This is a genomic window from Fulvivirga sp., from assembly GCF_040218215.1.
Classification (GTDB): domain Bacteria; phylum Bacteroidota; class Bacteroidia; order Cytophagales; family Cyclobacteriaceae; genus Fulvivirga.
Genome location: NZ_JAVJQL010000013.1, coordinates 259,214 through 282,183 on the forward strand (window position 1 = coordinate 259,214; position 22,970 = coordinate 282,183).

General features: G+C 39.0%; 17 protein-coding genes. 5 read left to right on the plus strand and 12 right to left on the minus strand.

The genetic code is table 11. From position 1 onward, the window contains the following. The first annotated feature begins 13 nt into the window (after window positions 1-13). On the plus strand, window positions 14-1,129 hold the full coding sequence (locus tag RIB54_RS08295; protein WP_350100446.1) for a Gfo/Idh/MocA family protein: 1,116 nt from the start codon (window positions 14-16) through the stop codon (window positions 1,127-1,129). Here the strand turns inward: RIB54_RS08295 and RIB54_RS08300 are convergent. Then, complete coding sequence (locus RIB54_RS08300; protein WP_350100447.1) at window positions 1,126-1,641, minus strand: DUF3124 domain-containing protein; 516 nt, start codon at window positions 1,639-1,641, stop codon at window positions 1,126-1,128. The two genes, RIB54_RS08295 and RIB54_RS08300, sit on opposite strands and share 4 nt — an antisense overlap. Window positions 1,642-1,684: 43 nt before the next feature. Continuing rightward, on the minus strand, window positions 1,685-2,488 hold the full coding sequence (locus RIB54_RS08305) for a copper resistance protein NlpE N-terminal domain-containing protein (RefSeq protein ID WP_350100449.1): 804 nt from the start codon (window positions 2,486-2,488) through the stop codon (window positions 1,685-1,687). A 79-nt stretch (window positions 2,489-2,567) separates the two neighbouring features. Between RIB54_RS08305 and RIB54_RS08310 the strand changes: the two genes are divergently transcribed. Beyond that, window positions 2,568-2,819, plus strand: a complete 252-nt coding sequence (locus RIB54_RS08310; RefSeq protein WP_350100450.1) for a hypothetical protein — start codon at window positions 2,568-2,570, stop codon at window positions 2,817-2,819. A 123-nt stretch (window positions 2,820-2,942) separates the two neighbouring features. Here the strand turns inward: RIB54_RS08310 and RIB54_RS08315 are convergent, their stop codons facing one another. The 7 genes from RIB54_RS08315 to RIB54_RS08345 all read right to left on the minus strand — a co-directional run bounded on the left by RIB54_RS08315 (window position 2,943) and on the right by RIB54_RS08345 (window position 10,992). Beyond that, window positions 2,943-3,722, minus strand: coding sequence for a carboxylesterase family protein (locus tag RIB54_RS08315; RefSeq protein ID WP_350100452.1), 780 nt, complete (start codon window positions 3,720-3,722; stop codon window positions 2,943-2,945). 193 nt (window positions 3,723-3,915) lie between these two features. Next, window positions 3,916-4,707, minus strand: coding sequence for a polysaccharide deacetylase family protein (locus RIB54_RS08320; protein WP_350100453.1), 792 nt, complete (start codon window positions 4,705-4,707; stop codon window positions 3,916-3,918). Between the two features lie 73 nt (window positions 4,708-4,780). Further along, the gene (locus tag RIB54_RS08325) at window positions 4,781-5,689 is read right to left on the minus strand and encodes a sterol desaturase family protein (RefSeq protein ID WP_350100455.1); all 909 of its coding nucleotides are present in this window, start codon (window positions 5,687-5,689) and stop codon (window positions 4,781-4,783) included. A 142-nt stretch (window positions 5,690-5,831) separates the two neighbouring features. Next, window positions 5,832-6,479, minus strand: a complete 648-nt coding sequence (gene trhA / locus RIB54_RS08330; protein ID WP_350100456.1) for a PAQR family membrane homeostasis protein TrhA — start codon at window positions 6,477-6,479, stop codon at window positions 5,832-5,834. 19 nt (window positions 6,480-6,498) lie between these two features. Continuing rightward, window positions 6,499-7,176 (minus strand): SGNH/GDSL hydrolase family protein, encoded by a 678-nt coding sequence (locus RIB54_RS08335; protein WP_350100457.1) that lies wholly within the window; start codon window positions 7,174-7,176, stop codon window positions 6,499-6,501. 7 nt (window positions 7,177-7,183) lie between these two features. Beyond that, on the minus strand, window positions 7,184-10,120 hold the full coding sequence (locus RIB54_RS08340; RefSeq protein WP_350100459.1) for a SusC/RagA family TonB-linked outer membrane protein: 2,937 nt from the start codon (window positions 10,118-10,120) through the stop codon (window positions 7,184-7,186). 137 nt (window positions 10,121-10,257) lie between these two features. Next, window positions 10,258-10,992, minus strand: a complete 735-nt coding sequence (locus RIB54_RS08345) for a lysophospholipid acyltransferase family protein (RefSeq protein WP_350100461.1) — start codon at window positions 10,990-10,992, stop codon at window positions 10,258-10,260. A gap of 105 nt (window positions 10,993-11,097) precedes the next feature. Here RIB54_RS08345 and RIB54_RS08350 point away from each other — a divergent pair, with 105 nt between their 5' ends. Beyond that, window positions 11,098-13,908, plus strand: coding sequence for a CHAT domain-containing tetratricopeptide repeat protein (locus RIB54_RS08350; RefSeq protein ID WP_350100462.1), 2,811 nt, complete (start codon window positions 11,098-11,100; stop codon window positions 13,906-13,908). 165 nt (window positions 13,909-14,073) lie between these two features. Here RIB54_RS08350 and RIB54_RS08355 read toward each other — a convergent pair whose 3' ends face one another. Next, window positions 14,074-14,856, minus strand: a complete 783-nt coding sequence (locus tag RIB54_RS08355; RefSeq protein ID WP_350100464.1) for a carboxypeptidase-like regulatory domain-containing protein — start codon at window positions 14,854-14,856, stop codon at window positions 14,074-14,076. An 83-nt stretch (window positions 14,857-14,939) separates the two neighbouring features. Here RIB54_RS08355 and RIB54_RS08360 point away from each other — a divergent pair, with 83 nt between their 5' ends. Next, the gene (locus RIB54_RS08360) at window positions 14,940-16,724 is read left to right on the plus strand and encodes an OmpA family protein (protein ID WP_350100465.1); all 1,785 of its coding nucleotides are present in this window, start codon (window positions 14,940-14,942) and stop codon (window positions 16,722-16,724) included. Window positions 16,725-16,807: 83 nt separating this feature from the next. Next, the gene (locus RIB54_RS08365) at window positions 16,808-17,011 is read left to right on the plus strand and encodes a YgaP family membrane protein (protein WP_350071918.1); all 204 of its coding nucleotides are present in this window, start codon (window positions 16,808-16,810) and stop codon (window positions 17,009-17,011) included. Here RIB54_RS08365 and RIB54_RS08370 read toward each other — a convergent pair. Then, window positions 17,008-17,460: a hypothetical protein gene (locus RIB54_RS08370; RefSeq protein WP_350071920.1), complete on the minus strand. Its 453-nt coding sequence runs from the start codon at window positions 17,458-17,460 to the stop codon at window positions 17,008-17,010. The two genes, RIB54_RS08365 and RIB54_RS08370, sit on opposite strands and share 4 nt — an antisense overlap. 135 nt (window positions 17,461-17,595) lie before the next feature. Then, window positions 17,596-22,920: a leucine-rich repeat domain-containing protein gene (locus RIB54_RS08375; RefSeq protein ID WP_350100467.1), complete on the minus strand. Its 5,325-nt coding sequence runs from the start codon at window positions 22,918-22,920 to the stop codon at window positions 17,596-17,598. Between the last annotated feature and the right edge of the window lie 50 nt (window positions 22,921-22,970).

Genomic DNA, 22,970 nt, shown 5'->3' on the forward strand with positions numbered 1-22,970 from the left:
AATCCTAAAATCGATGAAACTTAATATAGCATTACTCTTACTTATAATTTGTGGAATAAGTACCAATGAAGTTCTTGCACAGAATACAACAGGAGAAAAACTCAGAGTAGGTGTTATCGGACTTACCCACACTCATGTTCATTGGATATTGGGCAGGCCAGATAAAGGGGATATTGAGATTGTAGGCATAGTAGAATCAAATGGAGAACTCGCTAAACGGTATTCAGAACAACATGGTTTTTCTATGGATTTGGTTTATAATACAATGGATGAGATGATTTCTGCTGCTAAGCCAAAGGCTGTTGCAGCGTTTGGTTCTATATATGAACATTTGGAAGTGGTACAGAAATGTGCTCCTTTAGGCATTCATGTTATGGTGGAAAAACCCCTTGCAGTAAGCTTGGATCATGCGAACCAAATGCAAGCATTGGCTAAAAAGCATAACATACATTTGCTCACTAATTATGAGACTACATGGTACCCAACCAATCAAAAGGCTTATAAATTATATCACGAAGGCAAGATAGGAGAGGCCAGAAAAGTGATTGTTCGAGATGGGCATAAAGGACCCAAAAAACTGGATATTAATAGTGAATTTTTAGATTGGCTTTTGGACCCTAAGGAGAATGGTGGTGGGGCTATTATGGATTTTGGCTGCTATGGTGCCAATTTAATGACATGGCTGCATAAAGGTGAAAGGCCAGTTTCCGTAACTGCTGTCACGCAGCAACTCCAGCCTGAAAATAATCCAAAGGTGGATGATGACGCCACCATCATATTGGCCTATAAAACTTCACAAGGCATTATTGAAGCTTCCTGGAACTGGCCGATGGGCAGAAAGGATATGGAAATCTACGGGCTGACGGGTGCTATTTATGCTGACAACAGGCATGATTTCAGAGTTCGGATGGCAGAAGGTTATGACGGCTTTCAGGAAGAAAAGGAAAAACTGGAAGAGATGCCTTCTCCTTATGATGATCCTTTTTCTTTATTGGCTGCTGTGGTAAATGGAAAAATCACTTTGCCTCCCTACGACCTCTCCTCGCTGGAAAACAATATGATAGTGATGGAGATACTGGAAGCTGCCAGTAAAAGTGCTAAGACTGGAAAGACTGTTGTTCTAGACTAATACAATCTTTTACCAAAGGTGCTAAATGAAAGGCCATATTGCGAGGCCGTGGAAATCATTACGCATTCAAAAAGTGGTTCTGATGTGCCAGGCTTTGTTTTCCAGTCAAAAATAAAATTTGCCCCGGTACCACCTTCTTTGTCAATTTCATCTATCACTATTTCTACTGTTTCCATAGGTCTTAAAAAGATGGTTCCTTTAAAATAGTTTCTAAGCGCCTTTCCTGAAGTATTAAAATATTCTGCTTTTGAGATATAAATGGTATCAGAGTCACTCGTATTGCGCAAGCTTACCGTGGCAGTAAGATCAAGTTGTTTGTGTTCTGTCTGGGTATAAATTTGAGAATATACGGAAAGGTAGGTTCTTCCTTCTATAACAGAATCAGGGAGAGGACTTGTTACTTTTTTCTTATCCCAATTGACCGGATCTATAGAGCTTATGTCCTGTTCACTTTGTTCCTGACAGGAGATAAGCAACAATGTTGAAAAGATGAAGATAATATATAATTTCATATGGACCTGCTTTAAGTAGGGTTTAGTCAGATATTATTTACTTCTATCTGAAATATACTGAATAAAGTTTGGCCAGCTCGGCATCAGCTTCACTTCTTAATATCAAAGTATCGCTTACCAGGCTATAGGTTCTAACCTTATCCAGCATCTTAGTAAATTCACTTTCATATGGCACATCCATACACGCCATTCTGGTTGAAATTATCCCTTTAAATTCAAGTTTCCGGTCAGGGCCAGTTTCAAACTTTCCATTCATTGTATTGCACCCTGTGTGACCATTCACTTTCTGTTCCTGATTTTTCAGAATAAAATGTGCCTCCCGAGGTTGTGTTTCGGTCATGGCAATTGCCTTTCCATTAAGTGATATCAATTTCCAATAGCGTTCGGTAATCTGATCATCAATCTTTCTCAGCATATAGTTCTCAGCCAAATCGCCAGTAATCCTGTTGCCCTCATTGTCCAGTTTAAAAAGCACATACTCACCAACTTTGTACTGGTTATTCGTACCATCAACTCTTAAGGTTATATTGCTGCCTGTTTCATCCCAACTAAAGGTTCCGTTGCCGGTGTTTCTCGTTTTACTCTTTCCTAAATATTGAGTAGTCATGGTAAATGACCCATCACCTTTAAGAATAATCTCTGTCTGGATACCTTTACAATCGTCACAGGGCAGTGTGCCTTGGTAAGTGCCAGCCCAGTCAAGTGAATTTTGGCTATTATCACCAGTAGGAATTGGCTTTTGCTCTTCACTATTAGTTTCATTGTCAGAGTTGCTGCTATTCTGGCTTTGGCATCCCAATATGATTAATGAAATTACTATCAGTATGGAAAATAGGGATTTCAACATAACTTAAGATTTGATTATTGGGCTAAAAATACGAAAATCAGAAATCAGTTTCCCGGCTTAAATCTTTAATTTTGATTTGATGATTAAGAACTGCTCTACCGGCAAGAACTATTATTTTGATGAACAAACCGCTATAGAAGCGTTGATAGAGCATTTGGGCAGAAATCATTTCAGTCATGGTGCCGGACCCATTAATGTTTACCATTGCAATATTTGCGATGGCTATCATTTTACCTCAAAGGGCGAACGCTCTGCCGTACTTGATGACCCTAAAGTGAAAAGCAGAATCGAAAAATTGAGACAGGCGTCTGATTGGGAAGGCAGGTTTTAAGTTTGCTTGGAGTTGTCACCCCCCCCTGTATTTATTCCGGGGTCTCATCCATGTAAGCGTAATTTACTTCAAAAGCTAATATAGCTTAAGAGATGCCGGAACTTTGTCCGGCAAGGAAGTGGCTTATTTCTTCCTCTGCCTAAACATCCATTCGATCATTAATGGATCGCTGTAGGCCATCAACCATGAAAAGTGCCCTACTTCAGGATACTCGGTATAACCAGGGTTTGCTCCTGCCTTTTTAAGCGCATCTACCATATCTGCTGACAGTTTTGAAGGTACAACCGCATCTTCAGCACCATGAAAAACCCATGTGGGGATTTTGGCTATGGTTGAAGCTTTAGAGATATCACCACCACCACAAACAGGCACAGAGGCAGCAAACCAATCAGGCTTACGCATAGTAAGGTCAAAGGTGCCGAAGCCACCCATTGACAAGCCAGTAATGTAAACCCTTGATGGATCTACAGGCATTTCTTTCATTGTTTTTTCAATGAGTTGGATAAGCATTTCCATTGTCTTGGAAGGTGACTCTTTAAGTGTAATGGTTCCTGCTTCCCTGTCAAAATCAAGGTTAGACCATTGCATATCTTTAGGGCACTGCGGAGCTATCACAATGGCAGGATATTTTGACATATACTCATCAGTAGCAAAATTCTGTACCCCCCATTTTAGCTGCGCTTTATTGTCATCACCACGCTCACCCGCACCGTGCAAAAAGATTACTAAAGGATATTTTCTGGACGGATTGGCATCAGGGAAAAGCATTTGATAGTTTAGAACACCACCTTTCCCATCTTCATATTTTAATGGCGCAAACCTGTCTACCTGGGCGCTCACGTTAATGCTGGCAAAAAGAAATAAAAATAGACATAATAGTATTGCTGTATAGTTTTTCATCATTCATATAGTAGTTATCGAATAAAGATAGGGAAAATGAATTTATGCTGTTTCGGAAATGTAAGAATCAAATTCCTGGATAACATCACAATTCATCGGATGACTATCTTTCGCCACGCAGATAGTCATCCAATGAATAAAGCTCGTTCTGTCGTGTAATTGTATCGATTGACTACTTAAGTGCCAATAGGTTTAGTCAATGCACTCGTTCTGGAAACGAGCGCAAGTGGGAGCTGTTATTGAACTTCATTTTTCCTATTGGGTAAAAACCAATATTTTTTTGATTTGCAAGTTGGATGATACTTTTGAGCAAGTCGATATTAAAAGTATAGTCATGATCTTGATTACTAATACTCGGGCTGTGGGCATACATCAACAATATTTCCTGATTCTCAATTGATCGCTCCAATGCAGTATTTATCATACCTGGTGTAACTTCTGAAATTTTATCAAAACCTATTGCTGAAAGAGTTCTATCATCATCAAATTTGTAATAGACCTCATCAATCTTTGATATATCTTTCTCCTTATTCAAAGGAGCCACTCCTCTCAAGAATTTAAACTGTTTAAGCAATAAGAAATCTGTGAACCAATACTTTGCTCCATAAGGATAGGCAAATGAGACACAATCAAATCCTAGAGAATCCATTTTTCTCATTCCTTCATCAATTTCATTTTTTAAATAGTCAGAATATGAGTTTTCCTTAATATAGTATTCGGATAATTCGTGCATGTTTCCATGAAAGCCAATTTCATGGCCATCGTTTTCTAACAATCTTAATTTATGAATTTCTTGGCTATCAAGTGAATCTGGTTGAGTGATAAAGAAAGTGACTCTAACATTATTTTCATTGAACAATTCTCGTAGTTCAAACCATTCATTTATCGATCTGTCGTCAAAAGAAAGACTTATCCCAGGATATCTTTTAACTCGGTTATTGCATGAGAGCAATAAAACTCCTATTGTAATGATTAGTAATTTTCTCATGAAGAAAGTACACCATTAGGGGTGTAGAAATCCTATCGTGCTGCCAATTTTTCTTACTAATATAACCGATTTATTAATTACGCTGAAGCTGCTTTACCGTCAGTGATGAGCCGTCAGGACTCCAGCCGGGTTCACCAAAAGTGTACATAAAGGCCTCATACAGATTTTTAGACTTCTTGATGTCGCGCCAGATGTTTTTGTACTCATGGGTAACAATTACAAATGGGTTATAAGATTCTGGGTCATGAACCACACCGTATTCAATCTCTATATTTTCATCCAGCTCTTTCCAGGTACCAAATATTTTATCAAAGATGTTTAAATAACCACCATGATTTTTATCGAGGTACTCAAGGTTTTTTGCATGGTGTACTTGATGCTGAGTATGAGTGTTCAGGAATTTTTCCAAAAAACCGAGTTTGGGCACAAACTGTGTGTGCAATTGAAACTGCCACAGTGCTTCTATACCCAGACATACCAATACCATTTCAGGGTGAAAGCCAATAGCTGGCAGCCACATATAAAACAAGGGTTTGTAAAGTAAGGTAAACCAGCCATTGCGCAAACCAGTGCCCAGGTTGAAATTTTTTGAGGAGTGATGCACAATATGAGCCGCCCACATAAAACGAACAGTATGGTTGAATCGGTGCAGCCAGTAGTAACTAAAATCATCTAAAAATTGGCAGATAAGCCAGACATACCACGCCCAGCCGAATGACTCATAGCCCATGATGTTGGTTCTCACACCATTCGCTTCAGGGTTGAAGATTTCATAAACTACATAAAAGATAGAGGCAGCAGATATTAGCTTAATAGCTGGCCCTATTAACACGGAGCCCAGACCCATTGCCGAGCTGGCCAATAGATCTTTCCATTGATACAGATTTTTGTCATGGGAGTGACTGTAAGTAAGCTCTACAAGCACCATGACTATAAATAGGGGAACACCCCAAACAAGCGGATTTACAAATTCTAAATTCAAAATGCAGATTAAATTGTGTTAATTATAAAGGATAACAACATAAACCTATTGTGGTTTAAATCACAATTAAAGACTTATTGAAGAATCATCAAAACATGAGGGTATAAAAATGATAATTAGGGTTTATTGAAGTGAGTAATTATTATTTGAAGATGTACATTACCATCATTATAAAATGTATAATGCTACCCGCCATCACAAAAAGATGCCAAATAAAATGTGCCAGCCGCATGCGGTGGTCGATGATATAAAACACAATGCCGACTGTATATGCAAAGCCACCGGAAGCTAAAAGCCAAAATGCAGGTGCAGGTAGTATTGATTTGACCAACTCAATTTTAAAAACAATGATCCATCCCATGAAGGCGTACATTAATGTGGAAATCAAATTGTATTTGCCAGTGTAAAATATCTTTAAAATAATGCCTGTCAGAGCCATACCCCATTGTATACCAAAGAAAATCCAGCCAACTGTGCCACCAATACTAATGAGCAAAACTGGGGTGTAAGTGCCTGCAATAAGCAGGTAAATACCACAGTGGTCTAAAATATTAAAAACATGCTTGGCTTTCTCGTGCCTTAGTCCATGATAGATGGTGGAAAAGGTATAGAGCAATACTAAACTGGATCCATAGAACAGCGCGCTGAACAAACTCCACGGTTTGTCACTTTGGGCACCAAACACAATAAGCACGACCAAACCTCCAATAGCGGCCAAGGCAGTAATACCATGAGACAAGGTATTGAACCACTCTTCGAGCTTGGTTTGAGGGGGCTTATTTTGTTTCAAGTGTCAATTTTTAAGTCAATTAATTTTCTGTAAGGGCTTTTGCTATAGCTTCCAAAGCCAAAGGCTCCATGGCTTTATATCCCGCTTCATTTGGGTGTACACCATCATAGGTGTATCCATCTTTCAAGCCGTTACGCTCATCGGCCATAGCAGAAAAATAATCGAGATAGACAATGCCGTTTTCTTCAGCATAATCTTTTATCATCTTGTTTAAAGCTACTATTTTTTGCGCAGGCTCAAGCTCGGGCTTCCATGAGTAGTCATAGGCTGGCAGCACGGAACTGAGCACCACTTTAATGTTGTTCGCCAAGGCAAGTTCAGTCATTGATATTAGATTATCCATAATCATTTCTAAAGTGGAAGGCCCGGTATTGCCGGCAATATCATTAGTGCCGGCAAGGATTACAACCAATTCAGGTTTTAGATTGAGCACATCCGGTCTAAAGCGAACCAACATTTGTGGTGTGGTTTGTCCACCAATACCTCTATTGACAAAGGTTTTGTTTTCAAAGAAAGTAGGTCTGGCATTTATCCACCCTTCAGTAATGGAGTTGCCCATAAAAACAACCCTGTTTTCTCCTTGTTTAGGTTCCTCAAGTAAAGCATTTTCGTTTTTATATCTTTCAGTATTGGCCCAGTCCTGAGCGTAAGATGCTTGCATGGCGAAAATTAGTATACCAAGTATTATTAGTTTCATGGCAATATCATAGACCCAAAGATAAACCGAACATAAAAGTTCTAGCAGGAGCATAGCTACTATTGTGATCAATACCAGGTGTTAGCACATCTGGGCCAGCAGAGTAAAGGGCTGATGCTAAACCTCTTACCAGATTAGGTTCTGGGTTGACACCAGTATAGTCGGTAATGGTAAATACATTCTGAATGGTACAGCGGATTTTTAGGGAACGTAGCCAGGAATCAGTTTTTATAGGAAGTGCGTAAACAAGGGAAATATTATCCAATTGAAAGAAATTGGCCTTTTCAACATAAAGAGAACTGTATTGCGTCCAGGCGAGACCATCAACCGCTTTATCAGTTATAACGCTGTTATAGGAATTTAAAGCACCGGCTTCATGACCAAGCCTCAACGAATTTACTAAACTGTGGCCAAAAACACCTTTAAAGAACATGTTGATCTCCCAATTTCTGTATTTAAGCTGGTTGCTCCATCCTAACTCCCATGAAGGTATGCCGTTACCTAATGTTGTGAAGTCTGTATCGGGAAGTAGCGCGCTGCCATTATCTGTCATTAACTGCCCATCTCCATTAACATCCTTTAAAATTGGAGATCCATCAGTATTTACACCTTCAAACACAGGCCCCCATATTTCACCAACCTTTTCACCAACGGCAATTCTGATAGGTCGTGAATTACCCGCCCCTCCTGTCTCACCTGTATAACCTCCTACTTCCTCCGTCACTTTATAGGCATCAAGCAGTGTTCTGTTGGTGCTAATCACTAGTGATGGTTGCCAACTGATATCGTAAGAACTTCCAATATAATAGCTCAACATTAGCTCTAAACCTCGCCCTTTAAGTCCTCCTATATTATCATAGCGATCATCTGAAAAAAAGTCATCAGGGTCTATCCTAACTGACTGAATAATATCGCTAGTTGTACGCTGATAGAGATCTAGAATGGCAGAAAATGAGCCAGCATTGAGATCAATACCAAGATTCAACTCTTTCTTTTGTTCCCATTTTAGGTCAGGGTTAGCGTCATGAACCATTCTGACAGTTCCTCCATTCTGAAATGAGTAGTCAAACCTTTGTTTAGCCAAGCCATACTGCGATGGAATAGATCCGGTAACTCCATACCCCAATCTCATATTGAGTAGTGATAAATTCAAACTCTTCAAATAATGTAGAAGATTGAGGTTAATACCTGCTGACGGGAATAATCCACTTTGCTTATTCTCTCCGAGTTTGTTCGATTGGTCTCCTCTCAAAGAGACATTGAAAGTGGCTATGTCATCCAGACTTACAGTAGTTCTCAAGAAAGCACCTTTTATAGTATTAACAGGGGAAGTAGTACTGGATATATCAATAAGGTATTCTTCTCCTGCAAGTATATCGGCTGAGTAACCGATTGCATTATAACCAAGCTCATCACTAGGGAAGTCTCCTAGTTCAGCACCAAAACTTTCAAAACGATCTTCCTGGTAAGAGTAACCTGCTACCATATTTAGTTTAAGATTGTTGAAGTGTTTATCATAAGTCAGATAACTCTCGGCTAATGTAAAACTTTGGTCATCAGTATAACGTTGTGCAAGACCACCTCTATTATAACCTTCATATAGGGAGTTTCTGGAATAATATTTACCATTGAAATTACTTTCAAATTGTTGAGCAACATTGACAGTTGCTGTTAGACCATCCAAAATATCAAAGTCGATTTTAGCGCCATAATTGGTGTTCCTTCTTCTACCCAAATTTACATTTTGCTTGAGTATGGCAACAGGATTGAAGTTGTCAAATAAGATGGGCTGATAGTAATCACCACTAGGGAAAGTTACGGGAGCGGATGGAGAGAATACATTAGCAAACCGAAATGCATCAGGGAATGAAAAATTACTTTTTCTGTTTGTTACGGCAATATTGAAATCAAATCGGAGCCTGTCGTCAATAGCTCTGTGTTTTAAGTTGACTCTTGTATTTATTTGATCAAAACCTGAATTCAAAAGAATACCTTCAACCTGCCTGATGTGTGTAGATGCTCTGAAGGATGATGTTTCACTAACCCCTGAAATAGTAACATGATGACCTGTTGATATGCCAGTTCGCGTTATTTCATCCTGCCAGTCTGTAGAGGAGCCCAAGTCGTTGGCACCAGCCGCTATGTGCTCATTGGCTGTCATAACTGGTTGTTTTTTAGCTATTACTGAAGCTGCCACTTCACTACTTGCTAATACCGAAATTTTTCTGCCGTAAGTGGCTTGTTTTGTGGTTATGATAATGACCCCTTGAGACCCACGCATGCCATATATGGCTGCTGCAGATCCATCTTTGAGTACATTTATCGATTCAATATCCTGTGGATCGAGGTTATGCATAGTAGCCATAGGTACGCCATCAATTACAATTAGAGGGGCTGCTTCCTCATCGAAAGTAGTCAGTCCCCTGATACGCATCACACTTTCCTCATGGGGGTTGTCTCCTCTTTTATAAATGGATAAGCCTGCAACCCTTGCCTGCCATAGTTCAGAGGGATCATAAATATAACCTTGATTGTAGCTTGAAGATGTGAGACGAGTATTGGAGTAGGAGGATTCAACTAAAGTTATAAAACCATACCCTGTGTTAACTAATGGCCAATGCTCTGATACAGCTGCTTCTAGTTTTACATCTATAACTGTTTTTCCATTAACTTTAATTTCTATTGTTTCATATCCTAGAAATATAAGTATAAGAACAGCATCCGGGGCAACGTTGATACTGTAATTACCATCAATATCAGAAACCGTTCCATTAGTGGTTCCTTTTTCAATGATGTTTACTCCCGGCAAGGCAGACCCATCATCTTCAGAAGTTACAGTACCTGTTACTGTAATGTTTTGAGCTAATGCGGAGACAGATGCAAGCGTTAAAAATAGTATCAGGGTTTGAGCTAAAGCCTTGAAATGGTTGGTTGTTAGTTTCATTTTAGTATCAGTATTTGATGGTTAATCTGGCAACGTTATTAGCTACCAGAACTCAGACTGATTCACTTAAAAATAGTAATTAATTATGATTATTTTGAATGCTTGGGCTTTGTTAATTTTGATGAGTGTAATAGTGATTAAAATTTATTATCCTCCAACAGCTTACTCATCACCTCAAAAGTATGGTCTTTTAGCTCATTAACCTGGGTCATGGTATATCCTGAGCAGTCGATGGCTTCACCAAATACCACTTTTATTTTACCGGGTTTGATGCTCATTGTTCCCGGAGGCATGAGCTTGCCAGCATTGATAACCACCATTGGCATAATTGGGGTCCCCGTTTCAATTGCTGTTCGGAATGCTCCACTGAAAAAGGGCTGAAGAGGCTCTTTTGTTCTGTTCTGGGTCCCTTCAGGGAATATGAGAATTGAAATGTTATTGCTCAAAATTCCTTTTAGCACTTTAAGGCTTTTCTTTCTGCTTTCTTGACTGGAACGGTCAACTATAATGGTTACAACTCTTATTATTAGCCCGAATACTGGTATTTTTAAAAGCTCCTTTTTTGCCAATGGCCTAAATTGGGTGGGGATGCCTAATGCAATACCCGGAGCATCAAGAAATGAAGTGTGATTACAAGTGTAGATATAAGACTGTCCCTTTTTTATGTTCTCTCGGCCTGATATTTCGTATGGAATGAAATTTAATTTACTAAAAATCCATGCCCATATTTTAAGACCGTAAAAGGTGCCCATTCCAATTCGGGTGCTTATCAATATAGGCAGAACAATTAAAGGGAGTAGCAGGAGCATAAATATGCTGAACACCAATAACACCCAAACCATGTAAATTTTTAAAAGTACCTTTCTCATCATATCAGTTCAAGCGGCCAAATTACAAAATGCAGCAATAAATCCGTTTTTATCGATAGTTTTTATGTGTCTGATCTTATTTCTAATTTAGGAGGCAAATCACTCAATATGAGACTAATAGCCACCCTAATTATTTTACTTACTGCTACTTGCAGTTATGCGCAATTCGGAAAATTATTAAAAGAAAAGGCCAAGAATTTGGCCTCACAGGAAAATATTAATAAGCTTAAAGGACTAGCCGGAGATAAACTTAACGAAGCACGGGCTGAAATGGACTCTACTAGTTTCAGTTTTGCCATTTCGGTCAACGATAATGCCGACTTTTTCGATACTGATACAGGCAGCGATAAAGTATTGAAAGCTTTTACCAATCTGCAGACCAATGAGGAGTCTACCGAAGAAGAAAAAGCGCGTAGGCTGCTTGATGCTGGTGAGCTGGCCTATGCCAAAGGTTATTATAATAAGGCAGAGGTGTTGCTAACATCGGCAATGCTAAAATATGAAACCAACAGCATCAGTGGGGTTAATTATTTGACTACAATTTCTGATCTGGGTTTACTTTATGGTACTATGGGCCGGTATGCCAAATCGGAAGAGTTTAATATTAAAGCACTTGAGAAACGAAAGGAGGAGCTTGGAGAGAAGAGTGCCGGTTATGGTGCTTCATTGAATAACCTGGCTGTGCTGCAAAAGGAAACCGGCCGTTATAATGAGGCTGAGAAAAACGCAAAGCAGGCGGTGGAAGTGCTACGGGCTGCCTCCGGTGAAGAGAGTATGCCTCTCGCCATTGCCTTAAACAATGAAGCCATGTTGTATCAGGCTGTGGGTAGATATGAGCAAGCTGATGAGATTTTAAAAAATGCCATTGCCATTTCTAAGGAACTTCAAAGTGAGAAGTCCAATAACCATCAGAAGTTCCTGTCCAATCAGGCTTTCCTTTATCAGGAGATGGGGAAATACGAGCAATCTGAGGAGATTTACAATGAGTTGATGCGCGTAAAGGAGCGAAGATTGGGGTCTAATCACCCTGATTATGCGCACACTATTAGCAATTTGGCCTCCCTTTATATTCAAATGGGTAAGGTAGATAAGGTGGAAGGTTTACTCAAAGAGGCCAGGGACATTTACAAAAAGAAGTTTGGTGATGAGCACAGCTTGTATGCCAGTTCGTTGAGTGATCTTGGTAATTTTTACAGGTTCTCAAAGCGATATGATGAAGCAAAGCCATTGCTCGAAGAAGCTGTGGAAATAAAGCTTAAGGCCCTGGGTAAAGATCACCCCGAATATGTGCAGGGCAAAGAGGACATGGCTATTGTGGAATGGAAATTGGGAAATATTGCCGAGGCCAAGAAGCTATATTTAGAAACCCTTAATCAGTCACTCGACTTTATCAATGAATATTTTCCTCCAATGAGTGAATCTGAGAAGACTAAGTACTGGGACAAGTTGAGACCCCGATTTGAAAGGTTTTATTCATTTGCATTTGATCAAAGTGAAAGTGATAAGGCTTTAGTAAAAGACGTTTATGAATATCATATTGCCACTAAAGGTCTATTGTTAAATTCTACCAACAAGATTAAAAGTAAAATACTTAATAGCGGTGATAAGGCTTTGATAGATGAATACCTGTTATGGATAGACCAAAAACAGACGCTGGCGCAATATTATGCTTATTCTAAAGAAGAGCTGGAAGAGCAGAATATTAACAGGGATTCCCTGGAATCAGCAACCAATCAATCTGAAAAGAGGCTTTCTGAGAAGTCCGACCTTTTTTCAGAAGGGTATCAGTTGAAGCAAGTGACTTTTGAGGAGGTAAAGGCTAAATTGAAAGAGGGGCAGGGGGCTATAGAGTTTGTAAGGTATCGTTATTTTGATAATACCTGGACAGATGAAGTTTACTATGCTGCGCTGGTGCTGTCCAGCACCACATCAGTGCCGGATGTTGCCATTTTAAAAAATGGGGCACACCTTGAGACCCGCTATTTCAAATATTATAACAATGTCATTCACCAAAAATTAGAAGACACCTATTCTTATGATCAGTATTGGGCCACCATATCACCACTAGTCACTGGCAAGCGCACACTTTTTGTTTCAACAGATGGTATTTACAATCAGATCAATTTGAATACTTTATCAAAGGATGGCAAATCATTATTGGAGCAATATGATATTCATTACCTGGGTAGTAGTAAAAACTTAGGTGCTGCAAGCATTTCTACTTCTACTAAAAACTCTTTTCTAATAGGCAACCCGACCTTCGGGGGTTCTGAAATAGCCCCACTTCCAGGCACCAAAAGTGAGTTGCTGGCAGTTTCAAAACTAATGACTTCCAATGGTTACAAGATCAGTCAATATTTGGCGGCTGATGCCACCGAAGTAAATATCAAGAAAGTTGATAACCCTGCCATTCTGCACATTGCAACACACGGGTACTTTTTACAGGATGTTGACGGAAACAAGGAGAAAGTATTTGGTATTAGTGCAGAGAGTGCCAAGAACAACCCATTGTTGAGGTCGGGCTTATTATTGGCTAATGCAGGCACAGTAGCAGATCAGATGGCCTCATTGAATGACAGTAATAATGGGGTACTTACTGCTTATGAAGCCACTAATTTGAAACTTGATAATACGAATTTAGTTGTGTTGAGTGCGTGTGAAACTGCTGTTGGAGATGTGAAAGCTGGAGAGGGTGTTTATGGACTTCAGCGCGCCTTTCTGAGTGCGGGCGCCAAATCATTGCTCATGAGTTTGTGGAAGGTGAGCGATGAGGCAACTCAGGAATTGATGACGAGTTTTTATGCCAATTGGTTGAAATCTGGTAACAGACAAAAGGCATTTAAGCAAGCGCAACTATCATTAAAATCCAAATATAAAGACCCATACTTTTGGGGAGCGTTCGTTTTAGTAGAGAATTAATAATAGAAGAAAATGAATTGAATTATAATTACATTGAAGAAATTGATGCAGTTTTATGTTTACGGATATTGACAATCGATTGCCCAACGTGTAGATTAGACTAATTAATTTAATTATTCACTCTTTGCTTGCAAACCTCCCTGATTGATAATTGGGGAGGTTTTTTTAATTGTCTTTGAGGTCTAGAGCTGTGAAATCTGTAAAGCACTGCTGGATAGCCACAGTAAGTTCGTACTCTGAGGCACGGCTGACAAAAGAATCCTCAATCTTACAAAACTTCATAAAATCCTCAACTTTATCTTCAGGAATGCCCGTGATCTTCATTACGATCGTTTCATTATACTTAGCACGGATTATTTTCTGAAAATCATAATCAGCAGACACTTCAACTAATTTCTTTTGCTCTTTGTGTTCTTTGCTAAACAGGTTTCCAATCGCTGTTAATGGACCTCCAATGGCAAGTCCACCATTCTCAGCACTTCTATAAGTTTTAACACCAGGAATTTTTAGCCCGGGTTTTTCATCTTGCAAAGGTACCTTTGCATCGATTAATGCTCTTTTTAGGGCATGCTCATCTTTAAATGCAAACACTTTTACAGTTTCCAGTTCCAGCGTTGAGTGCCTTAGTTCTATGGTAACAATCAGCTTATCAGTTGTTACATTTTCCTTTAAAGTGAAGTGATATTTTTCAAAACCAATGGCTGAGAACATCAGAGTATCTTCCTTGGCCATATTAATCCAAAACCTACCTTCTGTATTACTGACAAAACCCTTGTTTGTTCTAAGGTTCACAACATGCACATAAGGCACGGCTTCATTCGTCTCAGGATCAAGGATTTCACCGATTATTTCTATTGGCTTATTTTGTGCAAATGCTGCTAGCGAAAGACAAAATAATAATGTTGAGAGCAAATACTTCATTACCTCAAAGATACGTATCTGGTGCATTAAAGGATGCGATTTTGATGAATTCAAGAAATTTTAACTATACCTCAGGATTTTTATATCTTTACTTTTCAAAACCAACATTTATGAAGCACCTATCACTATTTATCTTACTTGTCTTTTGTTGTTCGCTTGTTTTTGCTCAGGAATATAGCCAACGCTATGAATTGGTGAACCTTGGGAGGGATGTAAATACTGCTTACCATGAAGGAGCACCTGTTGTTTCTGCAGATGGTAAGACGTTATATTTCTTTGTTCATAATCATCCGGAAAACACCTATGGCAAAGAAGGTAGTCAGGATATCTGGTTTGCCGAACTTGGGGAAGATGGTAAGTGGGGGAAGGCACAGCATTTGGGTAAACCATTGAATGACCATAAGGCAAATCAGGTGTTTACTGTTATGCCTGATAATCAGACACTTTTCATCCGTGGAGGTTCCGGAAAAAATAGGGATGGGTTTTCATTCACTAAGAAAGTAGGCAGTAGCTGGAGCAATCCTGATGAAATAGATATTGATGATTTTAAAAATATGCGCAAAGGAAAATTCTATGGTGCTACAGTGTCTTCTGATGGTAATAACATGATTCTTTATTTCAGCGAAAAGGAGAACAGTACATTTAGTGATTTGTATGCAAGTAAAAGAATAGAAGGTAATAAATGGACCCGTCCAGTTAAGCTGGGAACTAATATTAATACCAGCCGAGATGAATTTGCCCCTTTTCTAGCACCTGATGACAAAACATTGTATTTCTCAAGTACCAGAAAAGATATGGGTATAGGTGGGTCGGACATTTACAAGGTGATAAGGAAAGACGATACATGGACAAACTGGAGTGATCCTGAAAATGTAGGAAGGCCATTAAACACAAGGGCGTTCGATGCATATATGTCGGTAGATAAGCATAATAACGTGTTCACTACTCAATCAGGAAATACCATTGATGGAGGAAACCTTGATATTTTTTGGTTGCAGTTGAAGGATATTCATATCAACCTCAAGGGTTTGGTAGTAGATCAGAAAACAGGCCTTGGTATTCCGGATGCGCAAATAACCCTGACTAAAAATGGTGAAATAATAGATACATTAAGAGCATCACCTCAGGCAACTTATGCTATGGTCTTGCTCGAAGGTAATGGTGATTTTGTTTTAAATGCCACAGCACCTGAATATCATTCGGGAATCACAGAATTTACACTTGGTGAAGTGGTGCACGACACAACAGTTATTAAAGACATTAATATGATTCCACTTAAGAAGAAAGTGATGATGAGTGGAATAGTTTATGATGAAAAGACCAATGAACCATTAACGGCAAAACTCAATATTAGCCTTGACGGGGATAATTTGAATAGGGAGCTTATCTCTTCTGATGTTGGTTTTTATCAGATGGAGCTTCCAAAAACAGGATGGTACAGAATAGTGACAAAAGCGGAAGGTTATCTTAATGGCAATGACAGCATTGAGCATATCAGTGAGGATAAAATATCATACACCAAAGACATCTACCTTAAACCTATCGAGATAGGAACAACGGTCAGACTTAATAACATTTTCTTTGATTTTGACAAGACCACACTGAAATCCGAATCTTTTGTGGAACTTGATAAAGTAGTTGATTTTCTTACCAGCAATTCATCGTTGGAAATTGAGATCTCCGGACATACTGATAGTAAAGGTTCTGACGATTATAACCTGAATCTTTCTCAAGGTAGGGCACAGGCTGTAGTTGACTATTTGATTGAGCATGGCGTGGATAGCTACAGGCTGGTGGCCAGAGGCTACGGAGAGACTGTGCCTTTGGAATCAAATGATACTGATGAAGGCCGGGCATTTAACAGAAGGGTTGAGTTCAAAGTACTAAAGAAATGATTTAAACTGATTTTGGTCATGTAATCTGCCCATTTTGATGGTTAGATTTAGTTATTGAAAATTAGAAACTAAATTTAACTATTATGAAAGCAAATATGGGAACTGCAGACAGGGTCATCAGAGTCATCATTGCAGCAGTTGTTGGTTATTTGTATTATGTTGGGCTTATTAGTGGAACAGCAGCCATTATTTTTGGTTTGTTTGCTATTATTTTTTTAGCAACCAGTTTTATGAGTTTTTGTCCACTTTATCTTCCATTCGGAATAAGTACTAAGAAGAAGTCTTAGTCTTCAATTCGGATATCGTAAATAACAAATTCAGGTTTGATTTTACGTGTTGAGGTTTTGTTGAAAAACTCCAGTTTCCCAACCATTAGTGTGTTGGTGCAGCATCTGCTATCGCTACTAAACGTATAGCCGACACCTACTGTATCTATAAATGTATTGTTGTACCTAAGAAGCAGCGTATCTGGGTTATCAAACTCTGAGGAGATGGACATTAGATTAACTATATGAAAAGTATCTGCTTCTGTTTCTTTTCTAGTAACCTCATAGGAGTTTCCGAAAAGGTCAATCATTTCAATTAAGGCAGGGTCTTCATTTATCTCCTGTCTCAATGTATCTACAAATCGAAAGCGGGCAGAGAAGTCATTAGGACATTCATCACATTTAGAGCAAGCCACTGCCCCAAAAATCAATAACAAGACAACAATGAATCCGTATTTTTCGAGTTTCATGTTACGTTTACTTCCTTTCGCTTCTATTCATATACCTGAGCGAATTTAAGGAAACAATTTTATTATTTAAATATTCCTATAAAGCGTGAAGGTCAACCGATCGGTTGACCTTCACTGTATTAGTTTGTAATATGTTTATTTAACAACCATAATCCTAATGGCACCTATTTCTTTCTTTTGCTGAGTTATTCTTAGCAGATAGGCTCCATGATGATATTGACTTACGGGGAGTGAGAGTTCGCCCAATTTATTGATTTGATCTGCAGAATAGTTTCCTCGGTAGACCATTTCACCAGTTGTAGAGATCAATTCAATATCCACATTTCCTTTGATATTAAAATCTTCATTAAATGCGATGGTTATTTTTTCTACTGTTGGGTTTGGGTATACATTTACTGCTCTAACCAAATCTTTTAAGATACCCGTTGTAGAAAGAATAGTAACTGAAATTTTACCTTCATCTACCAAGGCCTCAAGGCTATAGTTATTATTCTTGGTTTCTTCAATTATTAAGTCAACATTCGTAAGTGTATCCATTGGGTATCCGGGGTATTGAATGTTAATTCTATAGTTATCAGCAGGGAGGTTTTCAAAATAAAATTCTCCATTTTCATCGGTAAATGTATAATTTACAAGTTCATAGACAATTTCCTCTGTCCGGCCTGTTCTTCTTGCTCTGCGCATTGAAACGCCTGCTCCTGCAACCCTTCCTCTCGCTTCGATTCTTCCACCAGAATTCCCTTCATCCAGCTCTTCCACTAAAGTACCAGCAACCACTCCTGCTCCAGTATCTTCTTTGGGGTCTTCTAACAGTGTTATATCAAATGTTGGGCTAGAGGCGTCAATTAACAACGTGTCAGCTTCTTCCCATAAATCTGTTTGTGTAAAATAGGTAGGTAACTGGTCTGGAAATTGAGATATATTCGCTTTTCCAAGGGCTAAATAGTCGCCAACTACAATATTCCCAAAGGTAAACTGCCCCTGATTATTAATGGTGGTTTGCAAAGTGTCAAAGGCAGTTTGCTCCTGGTTAATTTCAAAAAGCAAAACCTCACCGTTTGTTACCGGCTGATTAGTTGATGTAAAAATTTGACCACCAGCAGAAGCTGTCTCAGCAGTGAAAATCGCATTATGATGAATACTTTTTATTCCATTGGCATCTTTTGTCCAGATCATCATATTGTATGTGCCTCCAGGGGTTAAAGCAGAAACTTTTGGCCTGAATAATACCTCTACTGGGTTACCAGCCTCTAATCTTCTCACAGTACCGGTAAGAACAGTATTGCCTCCTTGTCCTATCTTATAATTCAGGAGTACTATATCTTCAGGGTTTTCATTTTTGGCCTTTACATTGAACCTGATTCTTCCTGCATCCACAAGTTCATAAATATGAGGAGCAGGAGGTAAACCGGATAAGACATAAGGTTCAGATCCACTGAAAGCACCGGCATCAACATTGGTTGTGGAAACGAAATCGTTATCCACCAGCAATGCATTGTCAGAGAAGCTTGATCCTGCATAATCTATTGTTCCATTGTTAGTATTGGCTGTAGCCTGATAGTCATTGATAATATTATTAGATAGTATAGCACTCTCAATACTATCAGTAAACACATTTATAGTGTTTCTGGTAAAGTTCACATTACTCATCACGTTTTTGTCAACAGTTGCCTTGGCAAAGACTGTGGTCACCGTATCAATAATGTTATTTTCAATGAATATGTCTTGATAAGAGCGGCTGACACCAACTAACGGGGTGGATGCAAAAGTAAATTGATTGATGAAATTTTTACTAATCAATATATTCTGACTGTCGTCATTAATACTCATCTCATTTATTTTGTTATTAATGATATGGATATTTCTAACAGTATCATCAATGGCTGAAGCCTGATTATTTATTAGTATCTGATTCCAGGTCATACCATAAATTTCAGTACCTTCTGATCCCTTGGCTATATTTATGGATGGTGCAAGTGCCTCCTTTATACTGGCCTGTGTTTCTGGATTTTCACCCAAGAAGTAACCTGGTCCATAAATAATCCTTTGCTGCTCCAGGCGCATATTACTTTCGTAATACGGTGTATCAGAACCAGCCACATATAAAGTATCGCCAGTATTGGTACCATAGATTCCGGCATATAATGACTTGAAGTCTGCCAATGACTCCGGGTCGTTATCTACGGTCCAGCTTCTGGGTGCACCCGCGAAAGCAACATTGTAAAACCTTGTTCGAAGGGTAAGGTCAGGGGCTCCAGGGTTGGTAACCCAGGCAAAGTATCCTCCAAGATCGCTTAATTCAGTCGCTGTAATAGTGAAATCCTGTGAAGTTGCTATCGAATCTGTAGCATTCCGCACCCATTGGTAGGTGTTTCCGGCAGCGGAATAATCATTCACTAATGGTAAGTCCTCTCCTTCATTAACTTCAAAATACTCTGATACACCGCGCTGCCTTTGCGGGGCATAGGAGAATTCAGGAATACCAATATTTGGTACAATTGAGTTGAAATCAAGATTGTTATTTGAAATATCAACATTAATCAATTCTGGTATTGAACTGACATTAGGGAAGTTGTTGAATAGGTCTCCACCAATAGATAAATATTGTAATCCTGTAATGTTGTTAATCTCTGTTGGGAAATCACCAGTGAATTGATTGCCCCATAAATAAAGAGAGTGAAGGTTTACAAGGTTGCCGATTCTTGAGTCTATTTCACCAGTCATTTGAAGTCCTCCTACATCAAGATTCAACAGGTTTGTAAGGCTATATAAATCCTCAGGGAAGGGAACATTTGTTGGTTTAGTGCGCCACAATGTTAGATTTTGAAGCTGTGTTAAAGTCTCGAGGTCATCAGGAAAATTTTGATCTAAATCTGGATTCTGAGATACGACAATTTCTTTAATTGTTGGTAAATGCCATAGCTCATCTGGAATAGCACCTTGCCAATTACAGTTTTCAGCCAGAAAAAACTCCAGCTTATCCATGTTGCCAATTTCAATCGGTATTATATCATTTATTGGGTTTGAGTGGAGCTCTAAAACTCGCAATGAATCCAGATTACCTATAGTCGAAGGTATCGGTCCATTAAGATTGTTTCTCGCTACATTTAATTCTCTTAGTACCGTAAGGTTACCAATTTGAGATGGGAGTGCTCCTGTTATCTGATTATCATCCATATATAATTGCTCTAACACTGCCAGGTTACCAATTTCAGCAGGTATAGGGCCTGTAAGATTATTGTCCCAGAACGCCAAATATGTAAGATTGGTTAGGTTTCCAATACTTGTAGGAATTGGACCAGTAAGATTTCCACCACCCAAATTTAGGATTTGAAGGTTGGTTAAATTCCCGATTTCGGCAGGTATAGAGCCAGAGAGTGAATGACCTAGTCCTGTATACATGTTAAGCTCTATTAGATTTGTTGCATTACCAATTTCTACAGGCAGTACACCGGTTATATTAGTTTCAAAAGCACGAATCACTACTAGTTGGGTCATTAAACCTATGTTGGGCTCTATACTAAACCTTAAATTGGGGTTGTCATGAACAACCATCTCTATGAGGTTAGAGAGATTCCACAAAGAAGTGGGGGTATTGCCACTAAGCTGGTTATTATTTAAGAATAGATAATTTAATTCAGATAAATTACCAATAGAAGCTGGAATATTTCCAGCCAAATTGTTGCTTTCTAAATTAATTTCAGTTACTCTACCAAGGTTGACTGAGACTCCCGTCCAGGTGCTTACATCTCCTGTTAGCCAGTTTGTATTATCACTCCAGCCAGGCCCGTTAGTTTTATTATAAAAGTCTACCAATGCAAGCGAATCACTCTCCAGGGTTGTACCATCCAGTAAGGTAATTTCTTCTGAAAATATAGAGCATCCATTGCTGTTTGCAACCTCTAAAGAGTAAAAGCCATTAAGGTTTGCTAAATAAGTTGAATTTACTTCATCTGCAATTGGGGCACCATTAAAATACCATTGATAGGTATAAAGTCCGCCACCCGGGTCGAATGCCGTGAGTGTTTCTGTAGGGTTTAGTAATCCATCTTGGAGGCTGATGTGAGCAATTGGAATGGGTCTACTTACTGTCCATTGGGCAGCTACTATATTCTTTCCGTTACCTCCAACTAAAGAAGTACTAAAATATGTGTTTGTATCATCATCATATTGGGCACTGTAACCAAAGTTACTTTCAAATGTAATAGCATTGCCAACGTTTGGATCTAAGGATCCGTCAAGTGGTGAGACATCCAAAACATAGTGACCGGCTAATGGTGGCAGGGTAAGATAATTGTTTGAATAAAATAAAGAATCAGTGACTAACTGGGCGCCAACAAATAATGAGCTGTTAGTGTCGCTATAAGTAATTGTCGTAGCAAATTCATCACTTGTGCTTTTACCACCTAGTTGATTCGCCCATCTAAAAAGCCCATTTGAGTTCGTAGATCCTATTAACGCATCAAGGCTGCCATCACCTGACTGTGCACTGTTAACTAGATTTCCTTGCACGTCAATTGCGTCAAGAAAGGAGCCAACATAATAAATGTTGCCGCTTGGATCGATATCGATGTCATAAATGTTATTGAAACTACCTCCAGATTGACCTTCAAAGGCTTGGAGCCATAGCTCACTTCCGTCTATGGGATCTAATTTGGCCAAGTAAGGACTTGCAGTTGTGTTATCTACTGCTATGTATGGAGCACCACCAAAGCTTATAGATCCAGTAAAGCTGCCACCAAGAACAATCTCATTGGCTGGTGATATGGCTACAGTCCATGCTCTACCCCTACCATTAGACCCTGTCGATTGTATGGCCCATAAATCAGCACCATCTGCTATATCCAACGCCATTACAAATGATTCAGACATGCCAGAAACTGTTGAGAGAGTCTCACTGCCAATATTCAATACATCTGAGAAAGTACCTGTCACTATAAGTCTTCCATTACTATCAATATCAGCGGCATAAGGGTTTACCTGTGCATCATATGGTATGGGACTATTATTAGTTATTGTTGATATATAGGAGTTAGACCAAACTGGTGATCCATCAAGGGCTGAATAAGACTCTACTCTAAAGTCATTAATCGTATTTCCGTTAGCTACAGATGTAGCAGCCACATATACATTATTTGTGTTTGCTGCCAATCCCGGGTTTGTTGTAAAATATGAAATACCACCAAGTTTTCTGGACCATAGAAGACTGCCTGAAATATCATGGGCCATTAGAACAAGCCCTGTTTCTCCAAGTCCGATGTCTTCCTGAAAATAAGTTGAATCTCCAATGTTAATGGTTCCAACAAATCCTGCAATAGAGAAAATTTGGGTGCCGTTGCTTTCTACTTTCCAAACGGATAGATTTTCATCCTCTAGAATAATTATATCACCGGGACAAGTCTGTGCGAAAGAGAAGCTTGAAATAAGAAAAAGAAAGAGAATAGTTAAGATTCGATTCATAGTGATGTCTAATTAAACAAACACATAATTTAAGGGTAACAGGATTCATT

Excerpts from the sequence above, each read along its gene's own strand:
- RIB54_RS08305 (WP_350100449.1), bottom strand. The coding sequence starts at position 2,488 with ATGTTGAAATCCCTATTTTCCATACTGATAGTAATTTCATTAATCATA.
- RIB54_RS08315 (WP_350100452.1), bottom strand. The coding sequence starts at position 3,722 with ATGATGAAAAACTATACAGCAATACTATTATGTCTATTTTTATTTCTT.
- RIB54_RS08310 (WP_350100450.1), top strand. The coding sequence starts at position 2,568 with ATGATTAAGAACTGCTCTACCGGCAAGAACTATTATTTTGATGAACAA.
- RIB54_RS08370 (WP_350071920.1), bottom strand. The coding sequence starts at position 17,460 with ATGAAACTCGAAAAATACGGATTCATTGTTGTCTTGTTATTGATTTTT.
- RIB54_RS08360 (WP_350100465.1), top strand. The coding sequence starts at position 14,940 with ATGAAGCACCTATCACTATTTATCTTACTTGTCTTTTGTTGTTCGCTT.
- RIB54_RS08355 (WP_350100464.1), bottom strand. The coding sequence starts at position 14,856 with ATGCACCAGATACGTATCTTTGAGGTAATGAAGTATTTGCTCTCAACA.
- RIB54_RS08295 (WP_350100446.1), top strand. The coding sequence starts at position 14 with ATGAAACTTAATATAGCATTACTCTTACTTATAATTTGTGGAATAAGT.
- RIB54_RS08320 (WP_350100453.1), bottom strand. The coding sequence starts at position 4,707 with ATGAGAAAATTACTAATCATTACAATAGGAGTTTTATTGCTCTCATGC.
- RIB54_RS08300 (WP_350100447.1), bottom strand. The coding sequence starts at position 1,641 with ATGAAATTATATATTATCTTCATCTTTTCAACATTGTTGCTTATCTCC.
- RIB54_RS08345 (WP_350100461.1), bottom strand. The coding sequence starts at position 10,992 with ATGATGAGAAAGGTACTTTTAAAAATTTACATGGTTTGGGTGTTATTG.
- RIB54_RS08365 (WP_350071918.1), top strand. The coding sequence starts at position 16,808 with ATGAAAGCAAATATGGGAACTGCAGACAGGGTCATCAGAGTCATCATT.
- RIB54_RS08335 (WP_350100457.1), bottom strand. The coding sequence starts at position 7,176 with ATGAAACTAATAATACTTGGTATACTAATTTTCGCCATGCAAGCATCT.
- RIB54_RS08350 (WP_350100462.1), top strand. The coding sequence starts at position 11,098 with ATGAGACTAATAGCCACCCTAATTATTTTACTTACTGCTACTTGCAGT.
- RIB54_RS08375 (WP_350100467.1), bottom strand. The coding sequence starts at position 22,920 with ATGAATCGAATCTTAACTATTCTCTTTCTTTTTCTTATTTCAAGCTTC.
- RIB54_RS08340 (WP_350100459.1), bottom strand. The coding sequence starts at position 10,120 with ATGAAACTAACAACCAACCATTTCAAGGCTTTAGCTCAAACCCTGATA.